Genomic DNA, 13,532 nt, shown 5'->3' with positions numbered 1-13,532 from the left:
AATGAAAACACTCAAATATTTTTACACACTGATTATTATTGTAACGTTATTCACCGGCTGTTCAGATGATAGTGACCCGGTTTTTGAACCCAATCCTGTTGAGGGCCTTGAAAAGATCTATGAATTTACGGCTGAAGAATATTCTTTGGAACTCTATTCAGACAAACTTAATCTTGAGGTGGGATATAATGAAATATCCGTTCGTATAAAGGATTTGGCAAACAATGAATACCTTACCAATGCAGAAGTTTCCTGGATGCCCCTTATGCATATGGAAACCAAAGAGCACTCTGCACCTCACAGTACCCTGGATAATTCAGAGAGCAACTCTGTTTATTCGGGAACAATTGTGTTCCAAATGCCAGGAAATGAGACTGAATATTGGGATCTGGAATTAACCTTTAAAATCAATGGAAAAGTCATCACTGACACCTATGAAATAACTGTACTTCAACCTAATGAGGATCAAAAGAAACTACAGGTCTTTTTGGGAAATGATGATAATAAGTATATCCTTGCCTATGTAAATCCCAAAGCTCCGGAAATAGGGATTAATGATTTTACGGCAGTGCTTTACAAAATGGAGAATTTGATGGATTTTCCGTTGGTAGAAAATTATTCTATAACAGTAGATCCCAGGATGCCCGGTATGGACAATCACAGCTCTCCGAATAATCAAGACCTGGTATATAATGCCACTTCAGAATTATATGAAGGCAAATTGTCTCTCACGATGACAGGTTACTGGAAAATTAATCTAAAACTAATAAACGATGAGGGGGAAACCATAATGGGAAAAGATGTATCTGAATCCAACTCTGAAAGTGATCTTTATTTTGAACTGGAATTCTAAAATTCCAGAACATGAAAAATGCCGGCTCAGGTCGGCATTTTTTATTTAGCTAATAAGGAACAGGCTTGATCTAATTTGTATTGCAGGAATATCGGGGAAAGAACTATAAAGCAATTTCAATCTTTTTTCCAATTTTTATTTCAAATGTATCTGGAAGCTTAATTTACAAATCTAACTACAATGACAGCTACATAAGTAGCAGCCTGTGACATCTTCGAATTGACCTCTGGCCATTTTTACCGCTGTGTGGCAACTGGCAAAAGTTCCCAGGTATTCCAGCTTTTCTTTTTTAGGTAAACGATGACAACCTTCTTCATGTACCTCGTTTTCTCCAAAGAGTGTTTTTTCGGTATCTATATAATACAATTTCATCTTCCTTCTGTTTTAGATATTTACATTAGCTCATTTTTTTAAGTCGCTGCACTTCCTTTCCATGAGACTAAAACCTCAAAATTTCGGTCATGAGTCCGAAGCGAATAGTGGAGTTGTCGTTGTGATAGTAAATGTTATAATAATCTCTGCCCTTATAGAACTGGACGAATAATCCTATATCTTCCAGGAATTTTGGATGGTAGTAAACGGTCAAAGCGGCATTAAGTCTGTTCAGATCAAGCAGGTCCCAATCATTGATCTGATCAAGCATTAAAGTGGTTTCAAGTTTTACCGAAAAACTGGCCCTTCTGCTTTCAGAAAAAAAGAGCTTATCCACAGGGAGTTTATAGGCAAGTAAGGAATTGTGCCACCTCAGGCCGCTGTAGGTGCCTCGCATCTCAGGAAGCATCCATCCCGAGGGGTGAAATTCAACTGACGATTTGAAGAATCTTAAGGCATTTCGCTTCTGGTTGTAGAAGCTTCTGAGAATTCCAAGTTCAATAAAATTAGTAGCGAAATTTCCTGTTTCAAAATTGATCTCCGTTAAGGTTGAGTCTTTATAGAAACTACCGTCCTGCCCGTTAGAATGATGTGCGATTTTTCCGAAAACCGAAGTTTTTTTTAGCGGCCCTGTTTCAGAAAGCAGGTGGTAAATAGAAATCTGGGGTATATAGCTGGGGGTTTGCACGGGATAGGATTCTTTGTTGTACATCCTTAACCTGATCTGAGGGGTAAGGATGGCCATCAATTTTGAATCTGCCCTTTCCCTGATAACAAAATTTGGATTTACATTCGCTTCAAAAATGAGCGGTTCAAGGTTTCCAATATCGGTTGGAAATGTAACATAACTATCACTCTGGTTTACCAAAGCTATTTTGGTCAGATCCAGTTTAGGTAAGGTATCTAATTTATCCTGGGCAAATGAGATGATATGTAGTAACAGGAAAACTCCTGTCAAAACTTTGATTTTCATTTATAGATAAGCTTAATTTTTTTTACGGCATTTTTAGAAAGTTCAAAGCTGGCTTTTGAAAAATCAGGGCGATTTGAAAGGGAAATTTTATCGAAGTTAGTCAGGCCAAAGCCTTCTTTTGGAAAAAATAAGGTTTTGTCAATTTCCGCATTATTGTTTTCATCATGAAGGATGGTGACCGCATAACGTCCCTTGGGAAGATCTTCAAAAACGACGAATGATTTGCCATCTTCGATCTTACAAACTTCTTTTTTAAAGTATTTTTTCAGTTTCTCGTCGGGGATGGTTCCATCCCGGTTGTAAAGTGCAAATTGGGCGACACCTTTGGAGTTCCTGAAATTGTCTACTTCTACCTTGAGGGAATAAAGATTCTCCTGAGGGGTCTGTGCTCTTGAGGATCCAAATATGAAAATTCCCAGTATCGACAATAGTGTTATTTTGATTGTTTTCATTTTTATATGTTTATTGTAGATTTATTGAATGCAAAGAAGGTAAGAACACTGGTTAGAGCTATTCTTACTGCTATGGCTCCCAGGGTTTCCAGTTCATAGTCCTGGCCGGTGGTAATTAACAGGATTAAAAAACCAAGGTTGACAATCAGAAGTAATAAGATGCCTGTTAGCACGGGTAACGTCCATCTTTTGGAATAAAATAATCCGGCTGCAGCCAGCAGATAGAGCGGACCGGTAAGAAGATTCACCCAAAGAATAAAGGAGGGGAAATTTCCTTCTTTTTCGAGAACATCAGAATATCCGAACAGAACCGAGCTACTGGCAAAAATAGTGACCAACCCGAATATCACGGCTACAAGGCTCAATAGATATTTTAGTTTCATTTTGCTCATTTTTTTTTCAATAAGTGGGTTTTTTCAAACCTAATTTGTCTTCTTATAACTCCATACCGCAAGGGCATTCATTACCAGGGCGTATCCCGAAATGATGGTTAGCTGGGGTATGATATCTATAAAGCCCGATCCTTTGAGCATTACCATTCTGATTATTTCGACAAAATACCTGATGGGATTCAGGAGGGTAATTTTTTGGGCCCAATCAGGCATACTCTCTATGGGGGTAAAGAGGCCGCTCATCAAAATAAAAATGACAACAAAGAACCAGGCAATAAACATAGCCTGTTGCTGGGTTTCGGTATAATTAGAAATAAACAATCCCATTCCCAGGATCACCAGGAGGTAAATAGTGGTAAAAAGGTAAATAAGCGGAATGCTCCCAATCATAGGCACTGCAAAAATGATCTTTGAGATCAAAAGACCTATGGTCATGATAAGTAAACCAAGGGCCCAGAATGGAAACAGCTTTCCTATTATGAACTGGTATTTTTTTATAGGGGTCACATTGATCTGCTCCAGGGTGCCTATCTCTTTTTCCCGAACAATATTCATCCCCGAAAGGAAAAGGGTCAACATGGTGACCAGGAGGACCAGGATCCCAGGAACCATGAAGATCTTGTAGTTAAGGGTATTATTGTACCAGAAAGAGGGGACGGTCAAAACTTCAATTTTTTTATTTTCCAGGGGATCAAAGCCGGTTGTGTTGATTGCAATGTTCCTGTTGAAGGTTTTAATGATTTGATTGATATAAACACTTTCTACTCCTGCTTTTGAGCCGTCTATTGCATTGATATATACTCCCAGATCAACTTGCTGTTCCCTGATAAGCCGGGTGTGAAAATTGGTAGGGATCTCCAGGATGACATCTACTTCTCCCTTTTCCATGGCTTCATAAGCTTGTGTATGGGAAGGGAAGGAGTGAAGAATATTAAAATAGGCAGAGGCTTCAAAATTCTCTACCAGAGCCCTCGAGGTTGAGCTCCTGTCATGATCAACATAGGAGAATTTGATATTTTCAATATCGAAGGTGGCTGCATTAGACAGAATTATCAATTGCAATAAGGGAAGAACAAAGATGATGGGTAACATTCCTTTATTCCTGAATATTTGCCGGAACTCCTTCTGTACGATATAACTAATGGTCTTCATTATTCTAACCTTATTTTATATTTTTTGATACTCAGTCCAATCAGAAAAACAGCCATAGCCACCAGGATCACTGTTTCCTTCCACAGATAAATCAGTCCGACCCCTTTCAGCATTATCCCTTTCAGAATGATGATAAACCATTTGGCAGGAATAAAGTGGCTGATATACTGCAGCAAAGCAGGCATGCTGGAAATAGGGAAGATGAATTCTGATAGCAGGATCACGGGCAGCATCAATCCCATCAGGGAGATCATCATGGCTGCCTGTTGGGTTTCGGCAATGGTGGAGATCAGGATTCCCAGTGCCAGGGCAGTAATAATGAACAGCACGGTTTCGAAAGCCAGCAGGATCAAACTACCTTCTATAGGCATTCCAAAAATGGTTACCCCCAGGATAAGAATGACCAACGCGTTTATGATGGAAAGGAAGATGTAAGGGAAAACCTTTCCCACAACTACCTGTACCGGTTTCAGGGGAGAAACCAGTAAGATCTCCATGGTACCCAGTTCCTTTTCCCGGGTTATGGAAATAGAGGTCATCATTGCAGATACGAGCATGAGGATAACCGTCATGACCCCGGGCAGAAAATTGAAAACACTTTTAAGCTCTGCGTTATAGAACATTCGTGTCTCAATGTCTATTTGAACCCCGGGGGCCGATGTGCTGTTCAATTCCTGTTGGTAATGTTGAATGATAGATTGCACATAATTTACAATGGTATTGGCCGTATTAGGTTCTGTAGCATCGGTGATCACCTGGATTTTAGCGAGGTGGAGGGCGTGCAGGTTTTCGGCGAAACCTTCTTCAAAGACCAGGAAGGCCTTAACTTCCCCTTTTTTAAAGACGGCTTCTATCTCGTTTTCATTGTCTACTACATTTTCTATGGTGAAGTAGCCAGAGGCATTTATTTTGTCTATGATCTGAAGGGTCTCGTGATCTTTTGATTTATCCAGGATGCCAATTTCCACGTTATTGATCTCGTTGGTTATGGCAAATCCGAAGAGAAGGATCTGGGCTATGGGCATTCCAAAAAGAATAAACATGGAGCGTTTATCACGAAATATGTGATAGAATTCCTTTTTTACAAACCCGATAAAACGTTTCATAAAAGTTATTTATATATGGGTGTTCTTTACTTTATGATCTTATTCGACATTCCTTGCCAGTTTCAGGAATACCCCATCCATTGAATTGGCCCCAAACTCCTTTTTCAAATTTTTCGGGGTGTCAAGTGCTTCTATTTTTCCCTCCACCATTATGGAAACCCGGTCACAATATTCAGCTTCATCCATGTAATGGGTAGTGACGAATATGGTAGTTCCCTGGGAAGCCTGTTTATAGATCAATTCCCAGAACTGGCGACGGGTAATGGGATCTACCCCTCCCGTGGGTTCATCAAGGAAAACGATCTTGGGTTCATGGAGTAAAGCCACTGAAAAAGCCAGTTTTTGCTTCCAACCCAAAGGGAGCGCCCCTACCAGTTTATTAGCCACATCTTCCAATCCAAGACTTTCAATGATTTCCTGAATCTTGGTTTTTATCGTTTTTCGCTCCAAACCATAGATTCCCCCGAAAAAAGTGATGTTCTCTTTGATGGTGAGATCATCATACATGGAGAATTTCTGGCTCATATACCCAATATTCCGCTTGATCCTGTCAGGTTGGGAATACACGTCCAAACCGGTCACAGAAGCCTCACCGGAGGTAGGCTTTGAGATCCCGATGAGCATTTTCATCGCGGTGGTCTTCCCTGCACCATTCGCTCCAAGGAAACCAAAAATTTCCCCTTTATAGGTCTTAAAGGAAATCTCATTCACGGCGGTGAACTCACCAAATTTCTTGGTAAGATTTTCTACCTCTATGACGGTTTCTTCAGACTTCATTATCTGTGGTTTTTATGTCCTTCATCCTGGCCAGATCCATAAAAACATCTTCAATGCTTGGGGATGTAGGGTTAATACTTATATTCTCATGACCTCTTTCTGATAAAAACTGCTCTAATTCTTCAGGACGGAAGGTCTCATTTGAATGGGTGTAATGAACAAATTCTCCAAAGGCATAGACGCTTTCATTTTCGGGATACTCTTTCAGATCCTGAATTAATTTGTACATATTTTTTGCTTCTACATTGAAGATCTCCTTATCATGCTGGTCAATTATGTTAGAGGGAGAGTCTATCTTTAATATTTTACCACCCTGGATGAGGGCGATGCGATCGCAAAGGGCAGCCTCATCCATATAGGGGGTGGAAACCAGGGTGGTAATTCCTTTGTCATTTAGTCTTTTCAGCATGTCCCAGAATTCCTTTCGGGAGACGGGGTCTACCCCGGTTGTGGGTTCATCAAGGAACAAAACCTTCGGTTTATGGATAAGGGCACAGGACAGTGCCAGCTTTTGTTTCATTCCCCCCGAAAGTTTTCCGGCCCGTCTCTTTTTAAAAGGTTCGATCTGCACATATATATCTTTGATCAGGTCGTAATTCTCTTCTATGGTAGTGCCGAAAATGGTCGCAAAGAACTCAAGGTTTTCTTCCACAGTGAGGTCCTGGTACAGGGAGAATCTTCCCGGCATATACCCGACAGATTTGCGAATTTCCTTATAATCCTTCACCACATCATATCCTGCGACCGTAGCTTCGCCTTTATCAGCAAAAAGCAGCGTGGTAAGGATCCTGAAGAGGGTTGTTTTTCCGGCACCATCAGGTCCTATAAGGCCGAACAGTTCGCCCGGTTTCACCTCAAAGGAGATGTCTTCGACCGCTGTGACCTTTTTGTAAGATTTGCTGATATTATTTAATGTGATGCTCATATTGTCTTTTTAAATGATCTACTCTGCAGTGGACACCCACATTTCAGCAGGCATTCCAATTTTGAGGGAACCGTCATTCTTTACCTTTACATCAACCCCATAAACAAGATTTGCTCTTTCCTCCCTGGTTTGGATGGTCTTGGGGGTGAATTCTGCCGAAGAGGAGATCCAGGTTATCTTCCCGGGGAATGACTTCATATTTTCCTTTTTGGAATCAATCTTTACAGTTACTTCCTGGCCCAGTTCTATATCTGAAAGCTGGGTTTCACTAATGTATACCCGCAGGGTCAGAAATTCCATATCAGCTATTTTATACAATGGTTTTCCGAACCCTGTGATTTCCCCCGGCTCGGCATATGCGGCCAGGACGGTACCTGTTATAGGGTTTTCAACGGTGCTTTTTTCTATCAGGTCATTGATCTTCCCTATCTGGGCGTCAATTAACCGGCTTTCATTTACGATAGGGGCATTCCCGGATTCGACATTCTTTATTTCTTCCTTTATCACCTGTACTTCTCCTTCAGCCTGGTCAACCTGCCTTTGGGTAGCTGCATTTTCTGTGAAAAGGTTCCTTAGCCTTTTCTCTTCCCGTTGAGCATTTTTTAATTTTTCGTTGAGTACATCAATTTGTGAAAAAACACCCTGAGATCTGGAGGCTACTGTTTTTTTGGAAGCCAGTAATTGTTGCTTTTCCCAATGAAGTTGCGTGGTATCGATAAGGGCAACCTGTGTCCCGGCATCAATTTTCTCCCCCTCGCGGACATTAAAATATTTGATCTTCCCCTGGGCTTCTGCAGAAACTATGATCTCTGTTGCCTCAAAGTTGCCATATCCGTCAGCTTTATCTTCATCACTGCAGGATGTAAAAGCTAAAAGTGTAAATGATGCCAGTATTAAAATTCCTTTTTTCATTTTGGTCTAATTTTCAGTATTTCCTTTTATGACCTTGTAATCTGCTTTCGCCATTTCAAGATCTATCTCATGGAGTTGTTGGTTTATTTTTGCTTCGTATAAATTGTTGAATTCGGTGAGGTATTCTGAAGGGGTGATCACCCCGTTGTTAAGTTGTGAATTGGCTGTTTCGACTATTCCCTCGCGTAATTCAATGATTTCCCTGTCCTTAACCAGCATATTCTGGATTTTGATAATGTTCCTGTCCGCTTCCTCCAGTTCAATATTATTATTGAAATTGAAACTCTCTCTCTCTGCATCTATCAGCTCCTTTGAAATGTCGAGGGATCTTTTTTGTTCTTTAACCTTTCCCCAGTCAAATACATTCCAGTTCAGTTTTATTCCCACCATGTAAAAATCCTGAAATGAATTATCAAGGAAATTATATCCGGGTTTACCATAGCCTCCCTGGGCAAAACCATAAATGTTGGGATAAAGATTTTTTGAAAGAAGGTTTTTGTTTTCGTCCAGTTCTTTTTCTTTGAGGTCGAAGAACTCGTTCTCAGGCCGCGATCCTTCCCCTTGAATATACATTCCCTGATCAGGTAATTCCAGGACGGTCGTAGTGTCTACGGGTCTGGCTATATACGCAGAGAGACTTTTTAAGGCTGTGTGAAGCTGGGATTCCACCTCATCCTGTTGTTGTTTAACTTTTAATATTTCAGCTTTTAAGACGTCCTCAGAAGCAGGTAAAGCCGTACCGTATTTTACCTGGGATTGCAGTTCATCTACTCTCTCAGCCAGGACCTCCTGTTTTGAGTCCAGAAGCGCCATTTGCTCCCTAAGCTGCAGGATCCCGAAATAATACCTGTTGATCCTTTTCTTTATTTGGTAAAGAGAGATCCTTACCTCTTGTGCCTGCGACCTGTACTCTAACTCTTTAAGTTTACTCCGGGTATTTATCTTGCCGCCATTGAAGATCAACTGTTCAACATCCAGGGTAGCCCGGTACTGGTCTTTGTCAACTGTTTCAAGACTTTGTTCCCCAAAATCCAGGGGGATCTCTGTAACATCTGACTGATAACTTGCTTTCGCATTTAAATCTATTTTTGGCAGGTAATCTTTCTGGATTACCTCCAGTTCACGGGCAGTCTTGTCTTCCAGAAGTGAGATCTGACTGGCTAAAGGATAATTTTCTTCTGCGAGGTCATAGCACTCCCCAAGGGTCAGGATTTCCTGGGAGGAGGCCGGGAAAGTGACAAAAAGCAATATCAATACAATTATCTTATTCATTTTTTAAGTACTTGATTAATAGATCAGAGATTTCTTCTTTCCTTTCTTCCATCATTGCCTTGTAGGTCTTATCATCCAGTTTCAGAAAACCTTTAAAAAGGGGGGCAGCTAAAAAGGGAAATATGTTGAGCGACAGGAGGTGGATAAAAAGCTGTTCTGCTTTTATAGGTCTGATATTACCGTCGCGGACTTCTTTTTCGACCTGGGCCCGGAAGTTCCTGAAGTCGGGGAAGCCTTTTTTCTCCTGCAGGATCTTTATAAAATCAGAATCTCTGTTCAGTTCCTGGATGATAAAATTGGGCAGGTAGGGGTGCTTCTGGATAAAATCTATATAGCTGTGGGTGAATTTCCTAATCTTTTCAAAAAGTTCGGTGTCATCATTCACCACCCTGTTGATCTCTGGCGCGATCAGGGAAAAGGCCTTCGAAAAAACGGCTTCAAATAAAAAGCGTTTAGTCCTGTAGTAATAATGGAGCATGGCTTTATTGATCCCGGCTTCATTGGCGATCTCCTGCATCCTGGCCCCATCCATCCCTTTGCGCTGGAAAATTTTTTCTGCGGCATCTAAGATCTGGTCTTCTGTTTTATCGTCTTTCATATTTTTTATTTTCAAGTTTAACTATATTGTTTAACCAAACAATTTAACCATATGGTTGACAAATATAATAAATATTCCAGTTCCATAAAATTGGCAAATGTTAAATTCTGAAATCAGTCATATTTTGGTTTAATGAACCACAGGTCCTGCAGGCTAATATTTATGGAAAAGAGATGGAATTTTTCCTGTATTAGCGTGGTGGAAAGCTGTCCTTCTTTCCCGTAGGAATAGTGCAGGTTCAACATTGATTTGGTCCTTCTGTTAATGGGAAGCCCCACTCCCAGGTTGAAAGCGTAGTTTTCAACTCTTTCGCCACCTATTTCAAGATTACCGGTATCATATTCAATGCCTCCGCGGAATTCTATAAGATCAAAGTATTTTAACGACCTCCCTCCCGAAGAGAATTCCAGGCCAATTCCGAATAAATCCTGGTCCACATATTCTCCCAGATTGTCAGATTGATTGGTTGCCGTCCAGAAATTTCTTTTATAATCAAGGAAAGCCGTCATTTTTTCACCTAACCCGGTTTCTATTCCCATTCCAATTTCAAGGGGCAGAAAAAAGCTTTTAATATCAATGTCATGAGATGCTTCCAGATTTTGTCCTTCATATACCTGTGAAATTCCCTGCACCTGTCCTCCAAAAAGTTCTGAGGGTGAATTGATCACCAGGCCGGTCGTGAAATTTTCTTTCCAGTCATACTGCACCCCTAATCCTACCCGGCCCCCTACGTAATTATTAATTTCATTCACCACAACTGCGCTGGTACCAACGAGGTTCATTTCCTCTTCTGTTATTTTTCCGAAAATAACCGATCCGGCAATTCCGAGTCTTAATCTTTCAGAAAGGGAGGTGCCATAATTGACCTTAAAATCGTTGAGTCCTCCTGAACCTTCTATTGTGCTAAAAAACTGCCTTTCTGTGCCTTCAATGTCGGTTTCAATTCCGTAGATAGAATATCCTACGTTAGTATAGGGAAGGAGGCTTACCCCCATGCCCGATTTTTCTGAAAGCGGAAATGCAATCGCGATGCTTGAAAAGTTACCACTACTTCGAGATTCGGTCTCCCCGGCCTGGGTTAAATAGGATTCCTGATATCTGAAACCCACGTCATAAAAGAAGTTTTTTAAAGGAATTGCAGCAAAGGACGCGGGGTTTAAGAGGTTTATCCCCTCATTTGAGGAAAGAGCAATACCAGCTTTTCCCAGGGCATTTGTTTTTCCCGCCCCCAGTTTATTGGTCAATCCTAAACCGTAGTAAGAATAGGGGGAACTGGAAAGCTCATTATTCTGAGACAGGGTCTGGATGGTGTAAAACAGGAGGAATAGAATTGAAAAGTGAAATTTATTCATTGTAAATGGCATAGGTTATTTCAATTTTCATCTTTTTCTCCTTTTCAGCACCCTCTGAGAACAGCTCAAAAGCATCTACAGAGGTGGTCAAATCCGGAGCATAAATTAAGAGAGACCAGTTATCCCCATCGTATTCATTAATTTTATCATCAATAAACTTTTTTAAAGAGACTGAATATCGGACAGAGTTGAACTCATCTTCCTTTTCTACGATTTTTGCGACTGTTGGCTGGTTGTGGTAACCCACAACATCACCTAATACCTCATTTCTTTGGTTAATGATAAAAAGACGAAGAGAATCTTTGACGGGACGAATGGCTTCATCTCTTGAGGTATTCAAATAAAACTTCAGTTGGGCTTCTATCATACTTCCTGTTCCTTCAATATCTTCAAGGCTTTTTAAATGGGGTATTTCAATTTTTGTGGCAATACCGGTTCCACCCTGGATAAAACTCCTGTTATCTGTCTCACTGCTGGGAAGGCTTTCCAGCTGAGGAGGTAAGTCTGGCAGAATGTCTGTAGTTAATGAGGCAGAAGTATTGTGAAAAGTATTTCCCTGTATTACTGCAAGATCAAGTGTCTCTTCCAGATCAACTAATTCTTCCTTATTGGTATAATATAGCCTTAGGAAGCTATTTTTAGAGAAGCCAAGTATTGCCGTGCCCGAATCTCCCGGCTCCACCAGTAAGCCCTGATATCTGTTTAAAAAGTTATCAGAATTGGTAATTTCCTTACTCTGTAAATTTTTGAAAATTTCTTCCCCAAACTGTTTATCCAGCGTAATATGGATAGAATCCTTTGATCCCGGTCTTGGACTAAATTCGTGTTCAGAAAGTATATCTGTGGAAGTAGTATAGTTACTGGTATTATAATAGAATTGATCATGAGGTTTGAGTTCCTGGGTCACTTCAGAAATCAGGAACTTCTGGCGAAACAGGGTGTCGTTTGAACTGTAACCGTCATACCTTAGAATAAAAGCAATAGAATCGTATTCTGCTTCAGAATCAATTGAATAATGAGTGGGTAAAAATTGGAAATAGGACTTACTTTTTATTTTACCAAAAACGGGGTCGGTATATTGTCCTATCAGCAGGCGATTAGATCCTGAAACAATCAGGGAATCGAGTTTAAGTGTTGATGACTTCAACGTAAGGGTATCAAATAAAAGAATTCTGGTACTACTGTTTATCCATCTGTCTCCTACTGAAGATTCCTGATCTTCCTGGCTACAGCCAACTGCTGTAATGATTAAAAGTATATAGGTGAAACTGCGCCAATTCATTCTGCCTGCTGTTTAATTTCAGGCAAACATATTCAGGGAGATACCGTAAATAAAGGATTTTAGACAGAACGGTAAATTTTCCATTCCAGGCCGCATATTTTGTCTATGAAAACGCTCTGCGGAACTTCGTCTTGAAAATCTGCCGGTTGGACGACCTTTTCTTCCTATTGATCTAATTTGTTTTTTCCGCAGAGGATACAAAGATATTTTTGATCAAAATTCAATAATGAAGATGGAAAACAGATTGGTGTTGATGCTGGTTTTAGGTCTGGGAACTAAAGGTTTTGCACAAACCTATAGTGATAATATAGGGTATCAGTACAGTCTCTATCTTTCCGGAAAAGAATATACTACTATTAGTAAATCAAAATTATATACCAATTTCAACAACCGGCTTTTTCACCTGAATTTAGCACATACTCTCCGGCTCGAAGTTGATCAACTCGAATTACCTATAGAATATTCAATAAACGGGAGTAGTACTTTGAACGTATATGATTTCAGCTATGCTGTTGATTTAAGCTACGGGGTTTCAGATTTTATGGAACTTCATTTAGAGGTCGAACCTACCCTTACCAGCAATCTCGGGAAGGCTATCTCTTCTGAAGATCTCTATTTATTTGGAGAGGCCTTTGCTTTATTGACAGGGGAATTAAATTCCCGGCCCTATCATTTACAATTGGGAATAGCTTATTCCAGATACCTGGGAGAACCAGAATTACTTCCAGTGGTGACCTTCTCAACCAGGATTTCAGAAAAATTGTCTGTAAAACTGGGATTCCCTGAATCTAAAATCACCTACAGTTTGATGCCTTCCGGTACTTTAAGTGCGGGGCTTCAATACGAAGGTAAGTATGTAAATTTAAGTTCTCCCTTATACCTTGAAGAAAATGGTTCAACCGAAAAATTAAAGTGGGAGTGGACCTCCTTAACCATGGATTATTCTTATGTGTTAAATGAGTTATGGTCATTTGAATTTGGTGCAGGTTACCTTTTAAAGAATAATTTTTCTTTAAGGAATGAAAATGAGGAAACACTGTCAACCTTTAAGCTGGAACCCTCTCCCTTTCTTTCCTCCGGGATCAAATTAATGTTTAACTAAAAATAAAATAGA

15 protein-coding genes are annotated in these 13,532 nt (G+C 40.3%); 2 read left to right on the top strand and 13 right to left on the bottom strand.

Going from position 1 to position 13,532, the window contains the following annotated elements:
* Position 1: 1 nt before the first annotated feature.
* Positions 2 to 853: a hypothetical protein gene (locus ACFSTG_RS10345; RefSeq protein WP_380752139.1), complete on the top strand. Its 852-nt coding sequence runs from the start codon at positions 2 to 4 to the stop codon at positions 851 to 853.
* Positions 854 to 1,024: 171 nt separating this feature from the next.
* Here the strand turns inward: ACFSTG_RS10345 and ACFSTG_RS10340 are convergent, their stop codons facing one another.
* From ACFSTG_RS10340 to ACFSTG_RS10280, 13 genes are all read right to left on the bottom strand, one after another.
* Positions 1,025 to 1,225, bottom strand: a complete 201-nt coding sequence (locus ACFSTG_RS10340) for a hypothetical protein (protein ID WP_380752136.1) — start codon at positions 1,223 to 1,225, stop codon at positions 1,025 to 1,027.
* A 67-nt stretch (positions 1,226 to 1,292) separates the two neighbouring features.
* A complete protein-coding gene (locus ACFSTG_RS10335) occupies positions 1,293 to 2,198 on the bottom strand; it encodes a hypothetical protein (protein ID WP_380752133.1) in 906 nt (301 codons plus the stop codon).
* Positions 2,195 to 2,650, bottom strand: coding sequence for a DUF2141 domain-containing protein (locus ACFSTG_RS10330; protein WP_380752130.1), 456 nt, complete (start codon positions 2,648 to 2,650; stop codon positions 2,195 to 2,197). The genes ACFSTG_RS10335 and ACFSTG_RS10330 overlap by 4 nt, the downstream gene beginning before the upstream one ends.
* 2 nt (positions 2,651 to 2,652) lie before the next feature.
* On the bottom strand, positions 2,653 to 3,033 hold the full coding sequence (locus ACFSTG_RS10325) for a hypothetical protein (RefSeq protein ID WP_380752128.1): 381 nt from the start codon (positions 3,031 to 3,033) through the stop codon (positions 2,653 to 2,655).
* Positions 3,034 to 3,072: 39 nt separating this feature from the next.
* Positions 3,073 to 4,194 (bottom strand): ABC transporter permease, encoded by a 1,122-nt coding sequence (locus ACFSTG_RS10320; RefSeq protein WP_380752125.1) that lies wholly within the window; start codon positions 4,192 to 4,194, stop codon positions 3,073 to 3,075.
* Complete coding sequence (locus ACFSTG_RS10315) at positions 4,194 to 5,300, bottom strand: ABC transporter permease (protein WP_380752122.1); 1,107 nt, start codon at positions 5,298 to 5,300, stop codon at positions 4,194 to 4,196. Before ACFSTG_RS10315 ends, ACFSTG_RS10320 begins: the two co-directional genes overlap by 1 nt.
* Before the next feature lie 39 nt (positions 5,301 to 5,339).
* Complete coding sequence (locus ACFSTG_RS10310; RefSeq protein ID WP_380752119.1) at positions 5,340 to 6,077, bottom strand: ABC transporter ATP-binding protein; 738 nt, start codon at positions 6,075 to 6,077, stop codon at positions 5,340 to 5,342.
* Positions 6,067 to 7,002, bottom strand: a complete 936-nt coding sequence (locus tag ACFSTG_RS10305) for an ABC transporter ATP-binding protein (RefSeq protein ID WP_380752116.1) — start codon at positions 7,000 to 7,002, stop codon at positions 6,067 to 6,069. The genes ACFSTG_RS10310 and ACFSTG_RS10305 overlap by 11 nt, the downstream gene beginning before the upstream one ends.
* A gap of 18 nt (positions 7,003 to 7,020) precedes the next feature.
* Positions 7,021 to 7,914: an HlyD family secretion protein gene (locus ACFSTG_RS10300; protein WP_380752113.1), complete on the bottom strand. Its 894-nt coding sequence runs from the start codon at positions 7,912 to 7,914 to the stop codon at positions 7,021 to 7,023.
* 6 nt (positions 7,915 to 7,920) lie between these two features.
* The gene (locus ACFSTG_RS10295; RefSeq protein WP_380752110.1) at positions 7,921 to 9,186 is read right to left on the bottom strand and encodes a TolC family protein; all 1,266 of its coding nucleotides are present in this window, start codon (positions 9,184 to 9,186) and stop codon (positions 7,921 to 7,923) included.
* Positions 9,179 to 9,784, bottom strand: coding sequence for a TetR/AcrR family transcriptional regulator (locus ACFSTG_RS10290; protein WP_380752107.1), 606 nt, complete (start codon positions 9,782 to 9,784; stop codon positions 9,179 to 9,181). Before ACFSTG_RS10290 ends, ACFSTG_RS10295 begins: the two co-directional genes overlap by 8 nt.
* A 113-nt stretch (positions 9,785 to 9,897) precedes the next feature.
* Complete coding sequence (locus ACFSTG_RS10285; protein WP_380752104.1) at positions 9,898 to 11,136, bottom strand: hypothetical protein; 1,239 nt, start codon at positions 11,134 to 11,136, stop codon at positions 9,898 to 9,900.
* Positions 11,129 to 12,418: a DUF4270 family protein gene (locus ACFSTG_RS10280; protein WP_380752101.1), complete on the bottom strand. Its 1,290-nt coding sequence runs from the start codon at positions 12,416 to 12,418 to the stop codon at positions 11,129 to 11,131. The genes ACFSTG_RS10285 and ACFSTG_RS10280 overlap by 8 nt, the downstream gene beginning before the upstream one ends.
* 226 nt (positions 12,419 to 12,644) lie before the next feature.
* On the opposite strand from ACFSTG_RS10280, the gene ACFSTG_RS10275 reads away from it, so the two are divergent.
* Complete coding sequence (locus tag ACFSTG_RS10275; protein ID WP_380752098.1) at positions 12,645 to 13,520, top strand: DUF6268 family outer membrane beta-barrel protein; 876 nt, start codon at positions 12,645 to 12,647, stop codon at positions 13,518 to 13,520.
* Positions 13,521 to 13,532 lie beyond the last annotated feature (12 nt).

Source organism: Salinimicrobium flavum, from assembly GCF_042684505.1.
Lineage (GTDB): Bacteria > Bacteroidota > Bacteroidia > Flavobacteriales > Flavobacteriaceae > Salinimicrobium > Salinimicrobium flavum.
Note: the sequence above shows the minus strand (reverse complement) of the source record. Positions and strands in the feature narration are given on the sequence as shown.

Excerpts from the sequence above, each read along its gene's own strand:
- ACFSTG_RS10345 (WP_380752139.1), top strand. The coding sequence starts at position 2 with ATGAAAACACTCAAATATTTTTACACACTGATTATTATTGTAACGTTA.
- ACFSTG_RS10340 (WP_380752136.1), bottom strand. The coding sequence starts at position 1,225 with ATGAAATTGTATTATATAGATACCGAAAAAACACTCTTTGGAGAAAAC.
- ACFSTG_RS10335 (WP_380752133.1), bottom strand. The coding sequence starts at position 2,198 with ATGAAAATCAAAGTTTTGACAGGAGTTTTCCTGTTACTACATATCATC.
- ACFSTG_RS10330 (WP_380752130.1), bottom strand. The coding sequence starts at position 2,650 with ATGAAAACAATCAAAATAACACTATTGTCGATACTGGGAATTTTCATA.
- ACFSTG_RS10325 (WP_380752128.1), bottom strand. The coding sequence starts at position 3,033 with ATGAAACTAAAATATCTATTGAGCCTTGTAGCCGTGATATTCGGGTTG.
- ACFSTG_RS10320 (WP_380752125.1), bottom strand. The coding sequence starts at position 4,194 with ATGAAGACCATTAGTTATATCGTACAGAAGGAGTTCCGGCAAATATTC.
- ACFSTG_RS10315 (WP_380752122.1), bottom strand. The coding sequence starts at position 5,300 with ATGAAACGTTTTATCGGGTTTGTAAAAAAGGAATTCTATCACATATTT.
- ACFSTG_RS10310 (WP_380752119.1), bottom strand. The coding sequence starts at position 6,077 with ATGAAGTCTGAAGAAACCGTCATAGAGGTAGAAAATCTTACCAAGAAA.
- ACFSTG_RS10305 (WP_380752116.1), bottom strand. The coding sequence starts at position 7,002 with ATGAGCATCACATTAAATAATATCAGCAAATCTTACAAAAAGGTCACA.
- ACFSTG_RS10300 (WP_380752113.1), bottom strand. The coding sequence starts at position 7,914 with ATGAAAAAAGGAATTTTAATACTGGCATCATTTACACTTTTAGCTTTT.
- ACFSTG_RS10295 (WP_380752110.1), bottom strand. The coding sequence starts at position 9,186 with ATGAATAAGATAATTGTATTGATATTGCTTTTTGTCACTTTCCCGGCC.
- ACFSTG_RS10290 (WP_380752107.1), bottom strand. The coding sequence starts at position 9,784 with ATGAAAGACGATAAAACAGAAGACCAGATCTTAGATGCCGCAGAAAAA.
- ACFSTG_RS10285 (WP_380752104.1), bottom strand. The coding sequence starts at position 11,136 with ATGAATAAATTTCACTTTTCAATTCTATTCCTCCTGTTTTACACCATC.
- ACFSTG_RS10280 (WP_380752101.1), bottom strand. The coding sequence starts at position 12,418 with ATGAATTGGCGCAGTTTCACCTATATACTTTTAATCATTACAGCAGTT.
- ACFSTG_RS10275 (WP_380752098.1), top strand. The coding sequence starts at position 12,645 with ATGAAGATGGAAAACAGATTGGTGTTGATGCTGGTTTTAGGTCTGGGA.